The following is a 22,029-nucleotide window of genomic DNA, read 5'->3' as shown; positions in this document are numbered from 1 at the left end:
AAACTGATTTTGCTGTGTTAATATTTCAATTTTTCGTTGGTGTAATTTATCAAATTATAGATCTCTTTTCGTAACTGCAGAAGGCTATTTAAATAAGCTGAACTCAAATCCTCCGTAATCAATTCACGAACAGTAGATTTTCGAATCCAATCTTCTGCTTCTTCCAGCGAGCCCATACTTATTCTGTAAAATCTTACTTTGTCCTTCTTCGAATAACGTCCAAAACCCTCAGCAATATTCGCAGAAATGGAATCTGCCGCTTTTACAAACTGTTTTCCTACCGTATCTTTCGCAAAATAGTCCCACGTTACAACTTCTCTCCAAACCTCATTCGAAAATTCGAATGCCAACCGATAAGCGCTAATTTTATCCAAAGTCAAGAATTCTTTTCCCATCATTTTCAATTTAACAATTTATCAGTTTTTCAATAGAACAGTCTTGCAGTTTTTACAACTTATCAATTCCCCAATTCCAATTGATTTCTCACCAACTCAAAATATTTTCCCTTTTTCCCAATTAACACCTCATGGGTTCCGCGCTCCACAATTTCGCCTTTTTCGAGCACGATAATCTGATCGGCATTTTTAACTGTACTTAAGCGATGCGCAACCACAACAACCGTTTTTCCGGCCGAAACTTTCTCCATGTTTTCCATGATCAGCCTTTCGTTGTTGGCATCCAACGCATTGGTGGCCTCATCAAAAAACAGGTACTCCGGCGATTTGTATATAGCGCGGGCAATCAATATCCGTTGCTTTTGTCCCTGGCTCAGCCCCACTCCTTCCTGCCCTATTTTGGTATTGTAACTCAACGGCAGCGATTCGATATAATCCTGAATATTAGCCATTTTCACGGCATCCAGCAAACGTTCGTGATCAACCGTTTCGTCGTTCACCACAATATTTTTGGCAATGCTGTCAGAAAAGATAAAGCCGTCCTGCATCACCACGCCGCAACTGTCACGCCACATTTTGGGGGAGAAATTCGCCAACCGGGTTCCGCCGATTTTAATATCGCCTTCCACCGGTGGGTAAAAGCCCAGCAATAATTTTATCAGCGTAGTTTTGCCACTCCCGCTGGTTCCCACGATTGCTGTTGTCTTTTTCTCGGGAATGTTCAGGCTAATATTGTTCAACACTTTGGGCGAACGCGGTCCTTCATACTGAAACACAAGATCAGAAATACTGATGCCCTTATTTTCAGGCAAGGTCCTTACATAACTGGCTCCTGCTTCACTTTCATCCTTTTTATCATGAATCTCGGCCAAACGTTCCAAGCTGATCTTTGCGTCCTGTGCATTGTGCATAAACTGAATCAGTTGCCGCAACGGAGTATTTAGCTGCCCTATTATATATTGTATAGCCAGCATCATACCAAGGGTCAATTCCCCGTTTACCACTGCAGTGGCAGATATAATAATGATCAGGATATTTTTTGTTTCGTTGATAAATACAGAACCCGCGTCCTGGTATTGCTGAAGCGCGAGGCTCTTTACACTTACTTTAAAAAGACCGGCCTGTACCCGCTCCCACTCCCAGCGTTTTTCCTTTTCGTAGTTATTCAGCTTGATCTCCTGCATCCCGTTGATGATCTGGATCAGCTTGCTCTGGTTTTCGGAGAGTTTGTTGAAACGTTTGTAATCCAGCTCGCGCCGGCGTTTCATAAAAATGTAAATCCACACAAAATAGAGTATCGAGCCGATCAGGAAAATGAAAAAGATTTTCCAGCTGTAAATCGCCAGTACAATGGCAAAAACCACGAGGCTAAAAACCGAGAACAACACTCCAATCGACTGCGCGGTTAAAAAGCGTTCGATACGGTCGTGGTCTTCAATACGCTGCAATATATCGCCGATCATTTTCGAATCGAAGAAACCAAGCGGCAACTTCATCAGCTTAATCAAAAAGTCGGATATAATGGAAATGTTGATCCGGGTGCTGATGTGCAGTAAAATCCAGGAACGAATAAACTCTACCGACATCCGGCTGATAAACAACACCAGTTGTGCCAGCAAAACAAGGTAGATAAAGCCAATGTCCTGGTTATTGATACCAATATCGACCACACTTTGGGTAAGAAATGGCAACACCAGTTGAATCAAACTTCCCAGGAAAAAACCGAGAATCAGCTGAATAACCAGTTTGCGATAGGGTTTCAGGTAGTTCAGCACAAAGCGAAACCCGGTGCGGCTGACTTTCTCCTCCGGCTCCTGGTAAAATTCGGGCGTTGGTTGCAAAAGCAAACAAACACCTTTCTCTTCACCCCCGGTAACCGTCGAAAGCCATTTTTCGCAAAATTCTTTTTCGGAATACTCCAAACGCCCAAACGCCGGGTTCGCCACAAACACTTTCCCTTTGGCGATTTTATACACCACCACAAAGTGCCCTTGCCCCCAATGAACAATACAGGGCAGCGGCGCGTCTTTTTTCAGCTGTTCGAAAGTGATCTTTACGCCCATCGAGCGCATCCCAATGGATTCGGCGGCATCGCTGATTCCCAAAAGTGAAACCCCTTCGCGGGAGATGTATGATTTTTCGCGGAGTGATTCGGTAGAAAAATGTTTCCCGTAATATTTTGCCACCATACGCAAACAGGTAGGGCCGCAATCCATCGCATCAAACTGTTGATAAAACGGGAACTTTGACATAATTAGGTTTTGTTGCGGAAAGATAGAATTTTTTTTGCCCGGAAATCAGTTTTCAAAGCCGACTTATTAACCATGCAATGAGGAAAACACCAAAGACGGCATTTGCTCAACATGAAAGTTCAAGCAGAAGTAGCTAATTACGAACGCTAAAAACATAAAGTCAGAGTTACAACCAGCCGACTAAACTTCTACATTACCAACTGAAAAATCACAAAAGCCAGCGTCGGCAAAAATCCCAGCATTGCCAACGGGCGGGCGCGTGACTGGTATTTTTCCTTGTCGTTCAGCCAGTAGAAAATTCCGATGGGAAGAATGGCAATAAACAACACGGTTCCGAGGTAATTAAAAACCTCGTTCTTGTCGAACAGAAATGCAAAACTGTATGTGCCTTCCTCAACATACCAGATCACGGTTGCAAGTACGGCGGAGAGAAGGATCACCACCACCGGAAAAATCCGGCAACACCATTTTGATTGTGCCATATTTCAGTAATTTTCATTCAGAACCAAATATAAAACGCTAAGAATCGAAATTTATTCCGAAAGCGTTTATTTCTCAAAGATAAAATTTACCGTTAGTGTGAGCAAAATGTGTTATTCCGATTATTAAAAGGAAGTTTTACAAAAAACACCCTCACCCAATTGATCAAAACATTTGACATTCGCCGAATTCCAAATCAACTCCAAAAGTTGTTATCTTGCAGGTGAAAATGATTCAGTAAGAATCGTGCAAGAGTCAGCAAAATGAAGATCCTGATTATTGAAGATGAAAAAGCGCTTTCGGATGCGGTGGTAAACTACCTGACAGCCGAAGATTATCTGTGTGAAGCGGCTTATGATTACGAAACGGCCGTGGAAAAAACCGAGCTTTACGATTACGACTGTGTGTTGGTCGATATCAACCTTCCCGGAGGAAGCGGCCTCGACATTATCCGCCTCGTAAAAAAGCGTAAAAAAAGCATGGGCATTATCATTATCTCGGCCCGCAATTCGCTCGATGATAAAATCGAAGGACTCGACATTGGAGCAGATCACTACCTGACCAAACCCTTTCATTTGGCTGAATTGAATGCGCAACTGAAATCGATTCACCGCCGGATTAATTTCGACGGAAACAACCAGATCATCATCAACGAAATCAAAATACTGCCCGATGCGCACCAGGTTTTTGTACACGACAACCTGCTAAAGCTGACCAAAAAAGAGTACGAGCTGATGCAATTTTTTGCCGCCAACAAAAACAAGGTCATTACCAAAACCGGGCTGGCCGAGCACCTGTGGGGCGACTACATGGAAGTAGCCGACTCCTACGATTTTATATACGGGCACATTAAAAACCTGCGAAAAAAACTACTGGCCAACGGATGCCGGGATTACATACAAACTATTTACGGCGTTGGGTATAAATTCGACACCAGCATCGGAAACTAAAAACGACACCATTCAAAAACAACAGGCGATTAAGACATTATGAAGCTGCTTACCAGAACCAATCTGAATTTTCTATCGATCTCCCTTTTCATTTTCCTGGTAGGGCTCATTGTGTTTTACTTTTTGCTGCGCAAACAGGTGGATGCCAACATCAATGCAGAACTGGCCAAAAAAGAAAGCAACATACGGTCGGAACTAAACATGGCGCACGGCATGGAAAAAGCGCCCCAAAGCCCGGCCGACAAAATTGTCATTGTTCCGGCACCAGCTGACGAAACCGTTCGCGCTTTCACCGACACCATTCTTTTTGACGAACGCGCCAAATATTATGTCCCTCATCGCCAACTCGAATTCACTACCGAAATCAACGGGCAAAAGTTCCTGGTAAAAATCTACAAGTCGCTGGCCGAAACCGACTCGCTGATCGTACGGATTCTGTTGCTGCTAACGGTAGTTGTCGTGATGCTGATCGTGGCGCTGCTGATACTTAACCTGCACACATCGCAAAAGGCCTGGCATTCGTTTTACGACACGCTGGAAAAAGTGAGTCATTACGACCTCAATTCGCAGCAGGAGTTCTCGCTACAATCTTCCGATATTAAGGAATTCAACGATCTCAACCGGGTATTAACAGCGATGACCGACAGAATCAAAAACGACTATTACAACCTGAAAGAATACACCGAAAACGCCTCGCACGAAATACAAACACCGCTGGCCGTAATTACGTCAAAACTGGAGGTATTGCTGCAATCCGACAAGCTTCCGGAGAAGGAATTAAAAACCATCACCGACGCGCTGGAAGCCAGTTCCAAACTTTCACGGCTCAACAAAACACTGCTGTTACTGGCAAAAATTGAAAACCGCCAGTTCCCCGAAACCAAAGAAGTGGATCTAAAAGAGTTGATTCAAAATCATCTCGAAAATTTTGAAGAACTGATCGAGACCAAGCAAATTCAGGTAAAATTACCGGAATCTTCCTTCCCTATAAAAATGAATCCCTTTCTGGCTGATATTATGATAGCCAACCTCATCAAAAACGGGTTGCGCCACAATGTAAAAGGCGGAAAACTGGAGTTTGACATCAACGAAGAAAAACTCATTGTTTCGAACAGCGGCGAAAGAATTCAGGGCGACGAAGAACAGCTCTTCAACCGGTTTTACAAAGCTTCTTCCTCCGATAAATCAACGGGACTTGGACTGGCCATCGTCCAAAAGATTTGCGAAGTATCCGGTTTTCAGGTTCAATACGCTTACCACGAAAACCTGCATCAATTCAGTATTTTTTTCAAATAACCTTCTTGGTCGGGAAGAAGAAGCTTATAGCTTTCAATGGAAAAGCCATGCAATGCCATTAAACTATCAATAAAGCAAAGTCTTTCTATTTCTAATTTTTCAGGATTTATCCGAGCGGGCGCGTCAAAATTCCGTCAGTCGGGCCAGATAGCCACATTGAAAAAAATGCCAAGGTTAATTTTGACTTGATTCTTTTTGCTTCGTTTTTCTCATCTAAGGAGAAAAATGAAGTGGGGTTTGGGGTAAAACCCCAATCAGGCAAAAAAGCATTATCGCTTCTTAGAAAGTAGAATCTTTCCAGAAAATTGTATCGCAACTTAAAAATCAGGAGGAGAAATCCAGAGGAAGCTCTTATCTTCCCAAACCCACTATTTTTTCAAGACAAATTAAAAATAACCCGATTTCACAATTTAAATTTAGATTAAACAACATGTCTCACAAACCGGTATAATCTACACACAAAAACGCGACACAAAACACGCAACTCACTAATCGTCTGCACTTTGACACAAAGCATCACCTTCAGACAGAGATGACATATATCAACATCAAAACAACTTTTTATCACAACACAGAGAAAGCAAAACCGCATTCTGTCAAATCCGGATTTTTTGCACAGATTTTCTACAGATTGTTTTAATATACTTGAACTGCAAATCAGAAAGATTCACAGCGAATGATCGGATTATTAGGATTAAACCACAAGACAGCACCCATTGAAATCCGGGGTAGATTTGTTTTTTGCGAAGAGGATGTCCGGCGTTTTATTCCGGGCCTGAGTGAGATGGGATTGACCGGTGCCATCGTTTTATCCACCTGTAACCGGACGGAGATTTACTTCGATTATTCAGGTTCAAACATTGAATCGTTCAGCGATTACATGCTCTCTACGCTTATTAACTGGCGGAAAGCTGACACCCAGGTTAAACAACATTTTTATACTTATTTCGGTGAAAACGTATCCCGTCATCTGTTCAGGGTAGCTGCCGGGCTTGATTCCATGGCTTTGGGAGAATACCAGATTGTTGGTCAGCTGAAAGAAGCGTTTGCCATCAGCGAACGTCAAAACATCAACAGCTCGGTGCTGATCCGTTTGTTCAACAAAGCGTTTGAAGCCGGAAAATCGGTACGCACCAACACCGAACTGAGCAAGGGAGCCGTTTCGATAAGTTACGCAGCTGTGGAACTGGCAGCACAAAAATTACGCAACCTTACTTCGCACCCGGCTCTTTTGATCGGTGCCGGACAAACAGGCGAACTTACCATGCAGAACATGGTGAAAAAAGGCTGTACCAAATTCACGGTAATTAACCGTACGTTTGAAAAAGCAGCGGAACTGGCTGAACGTTACAACGGCGAAGCCCGTAATCTGGATGAATTGGAGGAATTATTGCTCAACCACGATATTGTGATCGCCAGCACAGCCTCAAAAAAGGCTTTGATCACCAAAGAAAAAATGATGCAGATCATGCCGCTCCGCCACTACAAACCGATGTTCTTTATCGATCTTTCTGTTCCGGCAAATGTGGAAGCGACGGTTGGCGAAATTGACAATACCTTTGTTTACAACGTGGATGATTTAACCGCTGTGGTGGACGAAACCTTCGAAAAACGCAAAGGCGAAATTGACAAAGCCGAAGAGATTATCGAAAGTTTTGTGGCTGAATTTGCCGACTGGCAACACACACGCGAACTGACGGCTACTTTCCAGAGCATCAGTGAAAATTTCCAGAAAATCAACCAGCAGGAACTGGAAGGCTTTATGAAAAAGCAGGTGAAAAACAACGGCGAAGATGCTGAAATGTATGCCGAGCACATCACCAACAAATTCATCCGCCTGATGATCCGCAACGTTAAGTCGGTAACCGACAATGGACGCAAAAAAGAGTACATTGATTTGGTGAACGACCTGTTCAAAATCGCTCAATGAGAAAACACATTCGAATCGGAACCCGCGGAAGTCAGTTGGCCTTGTACCAGGCTTACCGCGTAAAAGATGCTTTGGAGGCAAAATACCCGGAGCTCACTTTTGAGATCGTGGTAATTAAAACCAAAGGCGATAAAATACTGGACGTACCGCTCTCCAAAATCGGCGACAAGGGGCTTTTTACCAAGGAACTGGAAATTGCGATGTTCAACGACGAGATCGACATGGCCGTTCACAGTTTAAAAGACCTGCCCACCGTTTTCCCGGAAGGCACCAAACTCGGCGCGGTACTCGAGCGAGCCAGCGCTTTCGATGCCCTGGTTACCAAAGACCAGCGAACTTTCGAAGAACTTACATCAGAAGATATTATTGCAACATCGAGCCTGAGAAGAAAGGCGCAGTTGCTTAAACTCAATCCGCACCTTACCATTGTTGAAATTCGCGGAAACGTAAACACGCGCATCCGGAAAATGGAAGAAGGTTATTGCAGTGCCATGATCATGGCGGCTGCCGGTTTGCAACGCCTCGGCATGGACGAGCACATTTCGGAAGTGCTTTCGCCCGATAAAATGATTCCGGCCTGTGCGCAGGGAGCCATTGCGATCGAAATATTGGAAAAGGATCACGAGATTGAAAATCTGTTGGATGGTATTAATCATCCTGAAACGATGATCACTTCGGGTGCCGAACGTACTTTTTTACGCACCTTGGAAGGCGGTTGCCAGATTCCGGTGGGAAGTCATTCTGAAATTGAAGGCGACACTTTTACCATCACCGGGTTTATTTCCAACCTCGACGGAAGTGTGTTTATCAAGGATTCAGCTTCCGGCCCTGTTGAAGAAGCCAATAAAATTGCCAACAAGCTGGCGGAAAAATTGCTGAACGAAGGAGGCAAAACGGTACTCGACACCATCAAAGCCAACATTGCGCCACAAACCGGCGAACTTCCGCTAAAAGGAAAAACGATTATTTCGACCCGACCCGTTGAAGTGGGCGACGATCTTTCGCAGTTGCTCAAAGCCAAAGGCGCCAATGTGATCGAAGCTCCGATGATCCGGATTGAAACAGCCGTACTTTCCGGTTCAGAAAAAGTGGTTTTAAAAGACCTGCAAAAATTTGACTGGGTATTTTTCACCAGCAAAAACGGCGTTATCCACTTTTTCAAACAGCTGATTGAAACCAACGGAAACACCACTTTGCCCGAAACCCTGAAGATTGCGGTGATCGGCGAAAAAACGGCGGCCGAACTCGACTATTACGGTTATGGTCCGCAATTTATTTCACCCGAAGCCACGGCTGAAGAATTTGTAGCCGCATTCAAAAAAGAATACCATCCGGAAGGTCAGCAACTATTGCTGGCGTTGGGAAACATCGCCGGAACAAAGCTCGAAGAGCAGCTTTCAGAAAAAAATGACATTACACGGCTGAATGTGTACAACACCTTGCCGCCTGTTACACCGGGTGAAAATGTGCAGCGTCTCATTCAGAACAATCAATACAACTGCATTCTTTTTACCAGTCCGTCAACGGTGCAGAATTTTCATGCTTTGATGGGAAGAGACCTGGCCACGCCGCCCATCATCGGAAGCATCGGGCCGGTAACCACCCAAGCCGTGCAGGAACTGGGCTGGGAAACCGCATTCGAAGCAGCGCCTTACAATTCGGAAGGCCTTGTTTCGTCCATTATTCAGTATTTTAGCAAGTAATCAAACATCAAAACAGACAAGTTATGGCATTTCCACAAACAAGATTAAGAAGACTTAGATACAATTCAGTATTGAGAGACATGGTTACCGAAACCAAACTTTCGGTGGACGACTTAATCATGCCGCTTTTTGTATGCGCCGGAACCAACGTGAAGAACCCGATTTCGTCGATGCCGGGAAACTACCAGTTATCGGTGGAACTCCTGGTGGAGGAGTGTAAAAAAGTAGTGGCCGCGGGTGTTCGTGCGGTGTTGCTTTTTGGAATTCCGGCTGAAAAAGATGAACACGGACTGGTAGCCTGCCAGCACAACAGCATCGTGCAGACCGCTATCCGCGCCATCAAAAAGGAATTGCCCAACCTGTATATTGTGGCCGATGTTTGCAACTGCGAATACACCACGCATGGTCATTGCGGAACGATTATCGACGGCGATGTGGACAATGACAGCACGCTGGTAACACTGGCCAAACAATCGGTTTCGCTGGCCGAAGCCGGAGCCGATATGATCGCACCCAGCGATATGATGGACGGCCGCGTGGGAAGCATCCGCAAGGCGCTGGATGAAGCCCATTTTGAAAAAATACCAATCATGTCGTATGCGGCGAAATACGCTTCCGGTTTTTACGGACCCTTCCGCGAAGCCGCTGAAAGCGCTCCGAAATTCGGAAACCGTGCTACCTACCAGATGAACCCGGCCAACTCGAACGAAGCCATGCGCGAAGTGGCAGCAGATATCGAAGAGGGCGCCGACCTCGTTATGGTAAAACCTGCCCTTTCGTACCTCGACGTGATCTACCGTGTGAAAACCGAATTCAACATGCCGGTAGCAGCTTACAATGTGAGCGGAGAGTTTTCGATGGTAAAAGCCGCCGGTGCAAACGGCTGGATCGATGAAGCCCGCGTGATGATGGAAATCCTGACTTCGATCAAACGCGCCGGAGCCGACATCATCATCACCTACCACGCGGTGGATGCGGCCAACATTATTAACGCGATGAAGTAAACGCGAACAAAGAAAGTTGAATTGAGAAATTATAAAGATATTGTCATTTCAGGAATACCGAACTCTCCCTCATTCCCTCTCTTTGCAAAGAGAGGGACGATCCCGGGTACTCGGGGTCAGGGTGAGTTGCTCCACAAAATATACATAACCATATCTACTCCCTAATGGAGACAAAGTCCCCCTTCAGGGGGATTTAGGGGGTAAAAAACAACAGAACATGTCCTTTACAAAAAGTATAGAAGCCTTTGAAAAAGCACAGCAGGTAATCCCGGGCGGGGTAAACTCACCGGTTCGCGCCTTTAAAAGTGTGAAGCTGAATCCTGTGTTTATTGAAAGAGCCAAAGGCGCTGAAATTTTTGACATCGACGGTAACCGCTACATCGATTTTGTAGCCTCGTGGGGACCACTGATTTTTGGCCACGCGCACGAGCGCATTCTGGCTGCCATTAACGAAGCTGCACAAAAGGGAACCAGCTACGGCGCTCCCACGCAGTACGAAACACAAATGGCCGAACTGATCGTGGAAATGTTCCCGACAGTGGAAAAAGTGCGGATGGTGAACTCGGGTACCGAAGCTACCATGAGCGCGATTCGGCTGGCACGCGGATACACCAAACGCGAGAAGATCGTCAAATTTATCGGCAACTACCACGGCCACGGCGACAGCTTTCTGATCAAAGCAGGATCGGGTGCCATCACGTTGGGCATCCCCGACAGTCCGGGGGTGACCAAAGGAAACGCACAGGATACCTTGCTCGCCGAATACAACAGCCTCGATTCAGTGCAAAAACTGTTTGACGAGGAAAACGGACAGATTGCTGCGGTGATCGTTGAACCGGTTTCGGGCAACATGGGGATGGTGCCTCCGAATCCCGGCTTCCTCGAAGGTCTTCGCGAGATTTGTACGGCCAACGGCGCACTGCTGATCTTTGACGAAGTGATCACCGGGTTCCGGCTGGCCAAAGGCGGTGCACAGGAATATTATGGTATTTCTCCCGACCTCACCACACTGGGAAAAATCATCGGTGGCGGACTTCCGGTGGGCGCTTACGGCGGTAAAAAAGAGATCATGGACATGCTGGCCCCGGTGGGCCCCGTGTACCAGGCCGGAACTTTATCCGGAAACCCGCTGGCAATGGCGGCAGGGATCACCATGCTGACGATGATCAACGAAACAGCCGATTTTTACAGCGAACTGGAACGCAAGGCAGCCAAGCTTGAAAAAGGCATCCGGCAAAACCTCGAAGAAACAGGTACCCCAGCAGTGCTGAACCGCGTGGGATCGATGATGACCCTGTTCTTCACCGAAGAAAAACAGGTGACTTCGTTTGACGAAGCCATGACCTGCGATACCGGAAAATATGCTGAATATTTCCGTCTTTCGCTTGAAAGCGGGATCTACCTGGCACCTTCGCAGTTCGAGTGTTTGTTTGTTTCGTACGCACACACCGACCAAGACATTGATTGTATTATTGAAGCCAACAAAAAAGCGTTGCAAAACCTGAAGAAATAGACATGAGCAATATTTTCGAAAAAACGTTACGGGGAGAAAAAACAGAAAGGCCACCGGTGTGGTTTATGCGGCAGGCGGGAAGAGTGCTTCCCTCGTACCTCGAAATGCGGAAAGAACACAGTTTTCACGAACTGATGCGTTCGCCCGAGCTGGCAGCTGAAGTTACTTTGCTCCCGGTTCATGACCTGGGCGTGGATGCCGCCATTTTGTTTTCGGACATCCTTGTGATTCCCGAAGCGCTGGGGATGAACCTCGCCTTTACCGATTCGGGCCCGCGCTTTGAAAAGGCGCTGAAAGATGTCGCCGATCCGTTGTCGTTTTTAAAAGCCGACGCTCAAAAACTGGAGTATATCTATAACGTAATTGATAGGATTGGAGAACGCAGGCCGGTCGATGTTCCATTGATCGGTTTCTGCGGAGCTCCGTTTACCACGCTTTGCTACATGGTGCAGGGGCTGGGTACCAACCACACCTTCCCCGATGCAGTGGCGTTGCTGTACCAAAACAAAAGCCTCGCCAACGAGCTGCTCGAAGTGATCACCAACCTGTCGATTGAATACGCGCTAAACCAGGTAAAACACGGTATAGCCGCTTTTCAGATATTTGAAACACACGCCGGGTTAATTCCGGTCGATTTATATATGGAACTCATCATGCCGCATGTTCGCCGTATTTCGGCGGCGGTGATGGAAACCGGTACGCCCGTCATCTTTTTACCCAAAGGATTGGGTGTGGGCCTGAAATACCTCGGACCCGAAGATGCCGATTTTATCAGCATCGACTGGCAGGTGCCGCTCGATGAAGCCCGTACTATGCTGCACCCCGGACTGGGTGTTCAGGGAAACCTCGACCCGCGTATTTTGCTGGCTGATCAAGTTACGATCGGGCAAAAACTCGAAACCTACCTCGAGTTTGGTGCCGCCAACGACAAATGGATCTTTAACGTAGGCCACGGTTTTATCCCGGGTATTCCGGTTGAAAATGCAAAGTTTGTGGTCGACTGGATCAAACAGGCCAACTGGGGACGGTAGGGACAGCTGGCAGTCGCAGTTTGCAGTATTCAGTTTTTAGAATATAACGAATTAGCACAAGGATAGTACAATACAAAAATGAAAGTGAACCTGTTTCATTTCGCCGCTGGCGGAAGTCTTAAGTCCCCTTTAGGGGATCTAGGGGTCAGAAACGGGTAGCGGAAAAGACAATAAATCGGGTTCACGCAAAGAGGAAAAAGAAGCGCAAAGATCGCAGAGATGGAATTATCTGCCTCCGTTTTTTGCGTCCTTTGGATTAAAACTTAGCATACTTTGCGTGAAACTTAATGTATAAAACGTAGAACAGAGACTTACAATGATAAACGAAACAGTTCAGCTTTCCACGCTCCTGATCATCCCCACGGTGAAAATCGTTCATTACGTGGTGAGCGTGAGTTTCCTGGTGTTTGCCGTTTTGCTGGTCTACCGCTCGGTAAGCGGAATCCGGCAAAAACGCGAATTTTCGACCTTCGACAAATTCCTGTCGTACGCGTTTATCATCAACCTCTACCTGCAACTCATTTTTGGGATCATCCTGTTCACCGGCCTGGGCACCGACGCCGGCCTCAATTACATGGGCATTGAAGAAGGAGCGGAGAAAGTATCGAAACGGCTGTGGCCGGTGGAGCACATTGTGCTGATGCTTTTTGCGCTTTTTATTGCCAACCTCGGGCTCATCTCCTCACTCAAAACCCAAGACAGCAAAGGCCGCTACCGCAAAGTGCTCATCTACTACCTGCTCTCCATTTTCCTGATCGCCTTTTCGCTGATCTCGATTTATGTTTGATACTTGACCCCCGATACTGGATACTGGATACTAGATGCCATATCCAAAAGAATGTTGAATGACGATTACCCCGCCTGACCGGACGGGCAGGGATTTTAGATCGTAGATTTTGAAAAAGAGATCAGCATTCTGTCTGGAGATGAGTGCATAAGGAAATAACTTGTGGCCCGTAGCTCACAGCGCATCCTACAATTTAACCGTTTTACAGTTTAGCAATAGCTCCCAGCTTCTTTATTTGTCCCCATTTTAGGGGGACGAGGAATTCCGGGGCTTTAGCCACCGGAATGACGGAGGGGTAAAAATGCTGCCGAACAAAATGGCATTGCGAACGCAGAAAAGCTTACTCCTCATTGTAAACGAGGGGTAGAGGAGGAGTGACCACGAAGATGATTTACGTTTAGCGTAGACTGTTTCTTTGAAAACTACATTTCAGTCAGAAACCGGATCGGTAGCTTTTATAAACTCGTAAAATTGATGCCGGTAATGAAACACACAATACGCTGGTTAACGAGAGAGTAACTGTCGGCTACCTTTTTCCCAACGGTGTGATTGGGAAAAGACAATTGCAGGAAGATTTACCTAACAAATCCAGAACAGTCTCCCTCATTACGGTAAAGGATCACCACGTGATACCCTTTGTAAAACTAGCTGCTTATTCAAGAATTTGTGTACTTGTAAAACCTTACGGGAAAAAGTGCAATAGAAAAAAAATACTGTTTGAAACTTGTTCTTAAACTCATTTCTTTACGAACAATAGCTTTAGTTCTTTACCATTTTACGGGTAGCAATCAGAACCTCGCCTACATATAAGTTTATCATGTAAAATCCTCGATTTAGGCTTGACATATTTATAGTGCAGTATTCTTCTTTCCTAGATATGTGTGACATCAGTATATTTCCCATCATATCAACGATTTCAACTTTTAAGTTTTCTTTTAATTCCTCTTCATTTTTTATTACCAGGTAATCCTGGAATGGATTCGGAAAAATACTGATATTCATTTTTTGGGAGGAAAGGGTTTCTATCCCCGTTTCTAGCTTTTCAACATTCCATGAAACAATGAACATATGGATCTGATTGTGTCCATCAACTCGTAATAATCCAGTGGTATCTTCAATTGTTGCACTTAAGTTATTTGAACCTGAAACTAGTTCAAATGATTCAATTTTAACTGAATCAGTATTTAAATCAAATGGTGAATTATTCAAAGTCCATTTAATTTGCAAAGTATTGGGCTCGGGCTCTATCAAATTTAGTTTAAAAGAGATCGGGTAATCTGAAGGATTTAAATTTGTGGATGCAGGGACATATGAAACCAAAGGAGAAACCAATGAATGAATTTTCTCTATAATTCCCTCTTTACAAACAGCACAAAAAGCCGGACCCAAATAGCGCATCTTGCAGTTTTGATGCGGTCTGTACCATGTAGGTGACTCGCTGTGCGGATACAACCCCACTCCAAGGTCTCCATACCAGTTTTTCCATCTTAAAAAATCAACATTTGTTTCCTGTGTCATATTTATTCCTTCTCGTGCGTAATTGTTCCCAGCCCAATATTCATCTACCAAACCAGCAAAGGAATGCCCCAGTTCATGACGGATAAGCTCGAATGCGTCGGAATGAATTGAAGATGTGGATATCCAACCTCCGGACCCTCCATATCTAGCATCATTTACAATCATTAGTACCTGGTCGTATGAAGGAAAATTATTGGCAAGCACATTGGTAACTCTGAACTCTCTTATAGGAACAAGCAACCGTTCGATTCCATAAGCATTGTATGTGCTCCCATAATAATTGTCGATCAGATTATCCGGGTCATCGGCAGCTCCACTTTCATTTGATGGTACTTTTATTAAAAACACATTAAAGTAGTTCCGGTAATTTGAATACGGATCTTCATTAAACAATGCTTCTAAACCATCGCTGGCATCTTTTACAAACTGCCCTAACTGATTCTGAGTATATCCATCCCCAAGAATTACAATGTTAATTAAAGTATCGGCACTGCCATTATATTGAATTGTATCAACATCAAATACTTGTGAGAATCCAATTCTGAACATTAACGAAATCAATATCGTAAAAACTAAATTTTTCATTTTATTATTTGTTCAGATCAACCAATAGAAGCTGTTTGTTATCCTTTTCAAAAGAAACAAATTCAGATCCCGTAGCTAAAGGAATTCTTAACGAAAATTGTGTGCTATCCAACCGAATACTCCTTTTCCCCAAAAGCCCATTTTCATCAACATACTCTATTGTTTTATCAAGTGGGTTTGGCATATAAGAAAAAGAAATAATCTGGTAATTCTTATTTAATAAACAATATCTGAAATTGTCCTGCTCATATGTCTTAGAATTAACCGTTGTTTGCTTAACCCTCCCTTCAGTGATGATTTTATCGATTAAATCCATTTTGTATTCCTGACCAATAGAGTCATGTGATATGGAACAGTTTAAAAAAACCATCAAAGGATTATTGGAATTACTTGTAATATCTGTTGATTCGTTTTGCTTCAATACTTTGCAAGAAGCAAAGCTCATTACCAAAACAAATATTGTTATTCTGGTGATAACCGATATCAAATTGCTTTTCACTTTTTTTATTTTTTTGCCAATGGCAACCCATCTGAAAACCAGCCTCTATACCTGTTTTTATTAAATTTTCCTTTTGGTTTCGAAAAGCAGATTTCACAACAGGCGTCTTTCATTGTACTTATGAGTATTGGGGCTACCGGGGCCAAAAATAGCCTTAAAAGATCGACTTTTGAATATATAATCAAGAAAAAGCGACTCATGATTGCAAGTAACTTACTTATTCCGACAATGTGCATGATTCGCCTCAACATATAGACCGCCGCTATAAAACTAAAGTCAGCTACAGCCCTTTCGATCTATTTCTTTGATACTGCCACTGGATCCCCATTGTTGTTTAACAGTTCCAAAGGGGCGTCTATAGTAATATGTCGGCGTTTGTACAATTTTTCGCTGTTGTGAACCAGTCTTTTGTTGTTTCAATAAAGCTGTTAGGGGGAAAATTATGAAAGCGGCAATCGACACTTGAGCCGAGACAGGGAACTTTACCCCTATCTTGCGGCTAGTAGCTCATTCTCGCATTGCTATTGAAAGGAGTAGTGAAACTTTAAGTAGTAGGAATAAATTAATAAAATTGAAGAACTGAATCTCCAATGATCAACATTAAATATTTAATTGACAATGGATTGTAACTCATGGCTCACCCCTTCTAAATTTGTCCCCATTTCCAAGGCTGACAAGAAATTCCGGGGCATCAACCACTAAAATCACGGAGGAGGTGAGACAGTCGCAGTTTATAGCTTTTGTGGGATGAAAATTTGATACTTGATGTTGATGCTGGATTGTGACGAGCTTTGAACTCAACCCTCTGAACTTTTACCTGCTTTTATTCCATCAAAAATAACAAAACACGAATATAACTATTCGTGTTTTGCATGGTAAACCCCTCAGAGTTTACTTCCGAATCCAGGCTTTTCCTGTTTTTAGCATTTGTCTGCCCGCTAGTTCGTTTAAAATAATCGCTGCCATCATGTACCAGGCCAGTAAGGCACAAACAATTAAAACGATTGCTGCCACCTTGTTAAATAAGGGAAAGCCAAAATGTCCCAGATCTAAAAAGATAAAGCCAGCCAGTAGGGTGGAAAAAGTTAATACCATGGCCGTGTGGATAAACAGTGCTCCCACCCAGAAAATGGCTGTCAGCAGTGTCCAGGCTACCAGGTAATATCCAACATCGGTACCCGAAGAGCTGTAAACTCCCAAATGGTTCAATATCCAGATGATTCCCAACCCAATCCAGAAAGCTCCGTAACTGGTAAACACGGCAAATCCAAAGTTATTTCCGGTTTTCTGTTCCATCAAGCCTGCCATTAACTGGGCCAATCCGCCAAAGATAAATCCCATGGCCACAACAGGTCCCAAGCCCAGTAACTCTAAATTGTGAAATTGAAGTAAAAGTGTTGTTAAACCAAACCCAGCCAGTCCTACCACTGCAGGATTCCCTAATTTTGCATTGTTCATTTACGATGTTTCTCCTGTATTAATTTGGGCGCAAAAATAACAGAATAAGCGTCCGAACTCCGAAGCCCGAAAAATAAAGTTTGCACTCAAAACATTGTGTTAATGAACTTCAGCAAAAGCCCGGGATAGCTCATAGTTCTGTTTTGATGCGTTTCAGAAAAGCCAGAGACTCGCCATTTATTAAAGCATTCACGCACTAAAGCATTTAAGCATTCTCTCCATCAATCCATCAGTCCTTCAGTCCTTCAATCCTTCAATCCATAAAAAAGAGCCACCCATAAATGAGTGACTCTTGTATTTCTTGCAGCGTGCAGCTAAAAGCTCGCAGCTTTCATTTTAAATCTCGAACTTGTAGTTACCCAGATCAGCCAGTTCTGAAGAGCGGATAAACTCGGCATGTGCTTTTACCTGTCCTTTGGCAAAATTCAGGTAGTTCTGAGCCGATTTCAGGAAGCTCTCGTCGCGGTTGCTATCCAGCACCAGCAGGTAACCCATGATAATGTGACCGGCCATTTCCACCAAACGGCGGGCGTGGAAATCAACAAACTCGGTATCGTCGGCTGCCATTACCTTCTTCACGGCGCGTTCGTAATCGTCGGTTAAAATAATCAGCGAACGTTTCAGGTACTCCAGTTTGGGCGATACACGCTCGGCTTCGTACTCACGAATCTGGTTCAGGTAAGAGCCGGTTGTTACACCACGGATGGCAGCAACCACCTGCAACTGGGTTGTTCCTTCGTAAATAGAAGTAATACGGGCGTCGCGGTAAATACGTTCCACCGGGTAGTCTTTCATAAAACCCGAACCACCGTGGATCTGAACAGCGTCATATGCCAGCTGGTTGCTGTATTCGCTCGCCATTCCTTTTACAAGCGGCGTGTAGATATCAGCCAGGCGCTGGTATTTTTTCATTTCTTCGCGCTCTTCTTTTTCCAGCGAACGCTCTTCGGCAATGTGCATGTAAGTTTTGTACATGTCAACAAAACGGGCTGTTTCGTACAACAAGGTACGCGAGGCGTCGAGTTTGCCTTTCATCAGCGAAAGCATTTCGTAAACAGCGGGGAAACGGATAATGGCTTTCCCAAACTGCATTCTTTCCTTGGCGTAGGCCAGTGCTTCGCGGTAAGCAGCTTCGCTCACCCCTACCGACTGAGCCGCGATTCCCAAACGGGCACCATTCATCAGGGCCATTACGTATTTGATCAAGCCCATTTTGCGTGAACCTACCAGTTCGCCCGGCGCATTTTTGAAAACCAGCTCACAGGTGGGTGATCCGATGATCCCCATTTTATGCTCGATACGACGAACGGTTACACCACCGTCCTGCTTGTCGTAGATAAACATTGAAAGACCACGGCCGTCTTTTGTTCCCGGTTCCGAACGGGCCAGTACCAGCGAAATATCGCCGTCGCCGTTGGTGATAAAACGTTTTACACCGTTGAGCAACCATGTTTGTTTCTTTTCGTCCCAGGTAGCTTTCAGCTGCACAGCCTGCAGGTCGGAACCTGCATCGGGTTCGGTCAGGTCCATGGCCATGGTATCGCCGTTCGATACACGCGGCAGGTATTTTTCTTTTTGCTCTTCCGAAGCAAACTCGTTGATGGTTTCGGCGCAGTCCTGCAAGCCCCAGATGTTTACAAAACCTGCATCGGCACGCGACACAATGTCGGCCGCCATAATGTAGGGAACAATCGGGAAGTTCAGCCCGTCGTATTTGTAAGGCAAGGACATTCCCATTAAACCGGCCTGGTTCAGGGCGTCGATGTTTTCCTGGGTTCCGCGGGCATAAATCACGTGCCCGTCTACTACCTGAGGACCTTCGGCGTCGATGCTTTCCGCATTTTCAGCCACAATGTTTCCACAGATTTCGCCTACTACTTCCAGCACACGGTCGTAATTGTCGATGGCATCTTCGTAATCCATCGGGGCAAAATCAAACTCTTTTTTGAAGGAATATTCCCGTTCTTTCAGGCGAACGATCTTTTCCATCAAAGGGTGGTTCAAATGAAATTTTAATTCGCTGTTGTCATTATAATAATTTGCCATTTTTCCGCAATTTAAAGGGTGAATTACTTGGTGTTCTTTTTGTAATACTTGATCATTTTAGGAATCACCTCGGCCACATCTCCGTTAATCACATAATCGGCAATGGCGTTGATCGGAGCTTCCGGATCGGTATTGATCGCGATGATCTGCGCCGATTCTTCCATACCCGCGCGGTGCTGGATCTGCCCCGAAATTCCGCAGGCAATGTACAGTTTCGGACGAACAGTAACACCGGTTTGTCCGATCTGGCGTTCGTGAGCTGTATACCCGGCATCCACCGCAGCGCGCGAAGCACCGACTTCACCTCCCAGCACATCGGCCAGTTCGTACAACAGGTTGAAATTCTCTTTCGAGCCCATTCCGTAACCACCGGCTACCACAATCGGCGCACCTTTGATATTCAACTTGCTTTTTTCAACGTGACGTTCGATGATCTCGACCACAAAATCGGTGTCGCTTACATATTTTGCCACATCAAGTTTTACCTCTTTCCCTTTGTATTTCGGATCGCGAATTTCTTTTTTCATTACCCCCTCGCGAACGGTTGCCATCTGCGGGCGACAGTCGGGGTTGATAATGGTTGCAATGATGTTTCCGCCAAAAGCCGGACGGATCTGGTACAAGAGGTTCTCGTAATTCTTGTCTTGTTTTTTATCGAAATGATCGCCGATCACCAGGCTGGTGCAGTCGGCAGTCAACCCGCTGTGAAGTGCCGAAGAAACACGTGGTCCCAAATCGCGGCCAACCGATGATGCTCCCATCAGGGCAATCTGTGGCTGCTCTTCTTTAAACAGGTTCACCACAATCGAAGTGTGTGGCAGGGTCTGATAAGGGCTCAGCCGTTTGTCGTCGGCAATATAAAGAGTATCTACACCGTAGGGAATGATCTGTTTCCCGATTTCATCGAGTTGATGACCGATGGCAATCGCCTCCAGCTTACAGTTCAGTTCATCGGCTAACGACCGTCCTTTGGTCAGCAGTTCCTGACTTACTTCAGCAACATGGCCGTCTTCTATCTCGCAATATACAAATACGCTATTCATAGTATTCTGATTTTAAGGGGTCCGTTATCCAATTGTATGACTTTCGATCAGCTCGATCATCATTGTTTCAATCTCTTCATCCAGGGCCGAAATCACTTTCGAGTCTTTCGCGTGCAATACCACGTTCTCTACGGTTTTCACTTTTGTAGGAGAACCGGTCAATCCGAGCTGAGAAGGATCCGTTTCGATATCGTTCACTGTCCACTCCGGAATGTTGAGGTCCGGACGATCGTTGTACATATGCGTGTAATCTTCGTTCTCTTTCTGCAATTCGGTAACCGTTTTTGCATGTTTGTATTGCATCAGTCGTTTGGCGTTGCGGGCACGGCAGTCGGGAGCTGTTCCGTTCACTGTCATTACCAGCGGCAGCGGGCACCGCACTGTTTCCACACCGTTTTCGAGCCTGCGTTTTACGGTAATCTTCTTGTCTTTCAACTCAATTACTTCTTCCACATAAGTGATCTGAAGCATTCCGAGTTTTTCGGCTACCTGTGGTCCTACCTGTGCGGTGTCACCATCGATGGCCTGACGTCCGGCAATAATGATGTCGATGTTACCCATTTTCTTCAGGGCTTGTCCCAGCGCATACGAAGTTGCCAGCGTATCAGAACCGGCAAACGCTCGGTCGGTAAGCAAAATACCACCGTCGGCGCCTCTGAAAAGACCTTCACGAATGATATCGGCAGCCCTTCCGGGTCCCATGGTTAAGATCTTCACGGTGCTACCCGGAAATTTATCTTTGATGCGAAGGGCCTGTTCCAGGGCATTTAAGTCCTCCGGGTTAAAAATTGCCGGCAAGACCGCCCTGTTGATCGTCCCGTCAGCTTTCATTGCATCTTTGCCCACATTCCTGGTATCAGGAACCTGCTTGGCCAAAACAATAATGTTGTAAGCTTTCATCTTATTAAAGTTGTTTATTTTTCCATTGTATAAGATGGAACTCGCATATTCTTTCATCACCCCAGGTGCCAAAACATAAGTTACATGCTCGTTTCATCTGTAAAAATTTGTTTATTGTTGCTGAAGTTTGAATTCCACCCGGAAGGGTAGCAAATGAATCAGTATGCTGAGAAGGGTGTTGATCAGAAATTTTTGATACTCATTCATGCAGCCCAATTTAGGTTCGATTCTCTTATTTCCTTCACCTCGCGAACGAAGTAAAATCCCTTCAAATTCTTTCTTTTAAAGCATGAAGAGAGGCAAATATAAAGATTCAGCCCAAAGAAATCAAGATGAAGGAGCCCCGCCAAAAGCAAACGGAAACACAAAAAAAGCGAATGTCGTTCAACAGGGAAAATGATTCGTTTTCAAGGCGCTCAAACTCTTGTGTGACAACGCTTCGGAATAATAAGCCAGATTATTCTAAAAATCAACAGCGGGAAAGAGGCACTTAATTTATAACAATTTTAAGTTAGCATTTGCCTAAAAACGCCCGTTTTGATATGCGATTGAGGGGAAACACTGTCTTGTCCTAAAATAGGTTTACACAAAAAGTAAATTTATGTCAGGATTTATAGTTTATGATGAAAGCTTCAAGCG

At 44.9% G+C, this 22,029-nt stretch carries 17 protein-coding genes; 8 read left to right on the top strand and 9 right to left on the bottom strand.

Going from position 1 to position 22,029, the window contains the following annotated elements:
- Positions 1–17: 17 nt before the first annotated feature.
- The 3 genes from D1614_RS19575 to D1614_RS19565 form a co-directional block, all read right to left on the bottom strand.
- A complete protein-coding gene (locus tag D1614_RS19575; RefSeq protein ID WP_206610091.1) occupies positions 18–398 on the bottom strand; it encodes a four helix bundle protein in 381 nt (126 codons plus the stop codon).
- Positions 399–457: 59 nt separating this feature from the next.
- On the bottom strand, positions 458–2,647 hold the full coding sequence (locus tag D1614_RS19570) for a peptidase domain-containing ABC transporter (RefSeq protein WP_119439676.1): 2,190 nt from the start codon (positions 2,645–2,647) through the stop codon (positions 458–460).
- A 188-nt stretch (positions 2,648–2,835) separates the two neighbouring features.
- On the bottom strand, positions 2,836–3,129 hold the full coding sequence (locus tag D1614_RS19565; protein ID WP_119439675.1) for a hypothetical protein: 294 nt from the start codon (positions 3,127–3,129) through the stop codon (positions 2,836–2,838).
- A gap of 261 nt (positions 3,130–3,390) precedes the next feature.
- On the opposite strand from D1614_RS19565, the gene D1614_RS19560 reads away from it, so the two are divergent.
- From D1614_RS19560 to D1614_RS19525, 8 genes are all read left to right on the top strand, one after another.
- Positions 3,391–4,077, top strand: coding sequence for a response regulator transcription factor (locus D1614_RS19560; protein ID WP_119439674.1), 687 nt, complete (start codon positions 3,391–3,393; stop codon positions 4,075–4,077).
- 39 nt (positions 4,078–4,116) lie between these two features.
- Positions 4,117–5,373: a sensor histidine kinase gene (locus tag D1614_RS19555; RefSeq protein WP_119439673.1), complete on the top strand. Its 1,257-nt coding sequence runs from the start codon at positions 4,117–4,119 to the stop codon at positions 5,371–5,373.
- Positions 5,374–6,049: 676 nt separating this feature from the next.
- Positions 6,050–7,303, top strand: a complete 1,254-nt coding sequence (gene hemA / locus D1614_RS19550; RefSeq protein WP_119439672.1) for a glutamyl-tRNA reductase — start codon at positions 6,050–6,052, stop codon at positions 7,301–7,303.
- Positions 7,300–9,006, top strand: coding sequence for a hydroxymethylbilane synthase (gene hemC, locus D1614_RS19545; RefSeq protein WP_119439671.1), 1,707 nt, complete (start codon positions 7,300–7,302; stop codon positions 9,004–9,006). The genes hemA and hemC overlap by 4 nt, the downstream gene beginning before the upstream one ends.
- 23 nt (positions 9,007–9,029) lie before the next feature.
- Complete coding sequence (gene hemB, locus D1614_RS19540; RefSeq protein ID WP_119439670.1) at positions 9,030–10,010, top strand: porphobilinogen synthase; 981 nt, start codon at positions 9,030–9,032, stop codon at positions 10,008–10,010.
- Positions 10,011–10,227: 217 nt separating this feature from the next.
- Entirely contained in the window at positions 10,228–11,523 is a 1,296-nt protein-coding gene (hemL, locus tag D1614_RS19535; protein WP_119439669.1) for a glutamate-1-semialdehyde 2,1-aminomutase, read from the top strand.
- 2 nt (positions 11,524–11,525) lie between these two features.
- Complete coding sequence (hemE, locus tag D1614_RS19530; protein ID WP_119439668.1) at positions 11,526–12,554, top strand: uroporphyrinogen decarboxylase; 1,029 nt, start codon at positions 11,526–11,528, stop codon at positions 12,552–12,554.
- Positions 12,555–12,870: 316 nt separating this feature from the next.
- A complete protein-coding gene (locus D1614_RS19525; RefSeq protein ID WP_119439667.1) occupies positions 12,871–13,341 on the top strand; it encodes a hypothetical protein in 471 nt (156 codons plus the stop codon).
- A gap of 759 nt (positions 13,342–14,100) precedes the next feature.
- Here D1614_RS19525 and D1614_RS19520 read toward each other — a convergent pair.
- The 6 genes from D1614_RS19520 to D1614_RS19490 form a co-directional block, all read right to left on the bottom strand.
- Positions 14,101–15,444: a M64 family metallopeptidase gene (locus tag D1614_RS19520; protein WP_119439666.1), complete on the bottom strand. Its 1,344-nt coding sequence runs from the start codon at positions 15,442–15,444 to the stop codon at positions 14,101–14,103.
- Positions 15,445–15,448: 4 nt separating this feature from the next.
- A complete protein-coding gene (locus D1614_RS19515; protein WP_147384329.1) occupies positions 15,449–15,943 on the bottom strand; it encodes a hypothetical protein in 495 nt (164 codons plus the stop codon).
- An 891-nt stretch (positions 15,944–16,834) separates the two neighbouring features.
- Positions 16,835–17,401 (bottom strand): acetate uptake transporter, encoded by a 567-nt coding sequence (locus D1614_RS19505; protein WP_119439663.1) that lies wholly within the window; start codon positions 17,399–17,401, stop codon positions 16,835–16,837.
- 336 nt (positions 17,402–17,737) lie between these two features.
- Positions 17,738–19,447, bottom strand: coding sequence for an acyl-CoA dehydrogenase family protein (locus tag D1614_RS19500; RefSeq protein ID WP_119439662.1), 1,710 nt, complete (start codon positions 19,445–19,447; stop codon positions 17,738–17,740).
- 23 nt (positions 19,448–19,470) lie between these two features.
- Positions 19,471–20,490, bottom strand: coding sequence for an electron transfer flavoprotein subunit alpha/FixB family protein (locus D1614_RS19495; protein ID WP_119439661.1), 1,020 nt, complete (start codon positions 20,488–20,490; stop codon positions 19,471–19,473).
- 24 nt (positions 20,491–20,514) lie between these two features.
- Positions 20,515–21,390 (bottom strand): electron transfer flavoprotein subunit beta/FixA family protein, encoded by an 876-nt coding sequence (locus tag D1614_RS19490; protein WP_119439778.1) that lies wholly within the window; start codon positions 21,388–21,390, stop codon positions 20,515–20,517.
- Positions 21,391–22,029 lie beyond the last annotated feature (639 nt).

It is taken from the genome of Maribellus luteus, from assembly GCF_003576475.1.
Classification (GTDB): Bacteria; Bacteroidota; Bacteroidia; order Bacteroidales; family Prolixibacteraceae; genus Draconibacterium; species Draconibacterium luteum.
Note: the sequence above shows the minus strand (reverse complement) of the source record. Positions and strands in the feature narration are given on the sequence as shown.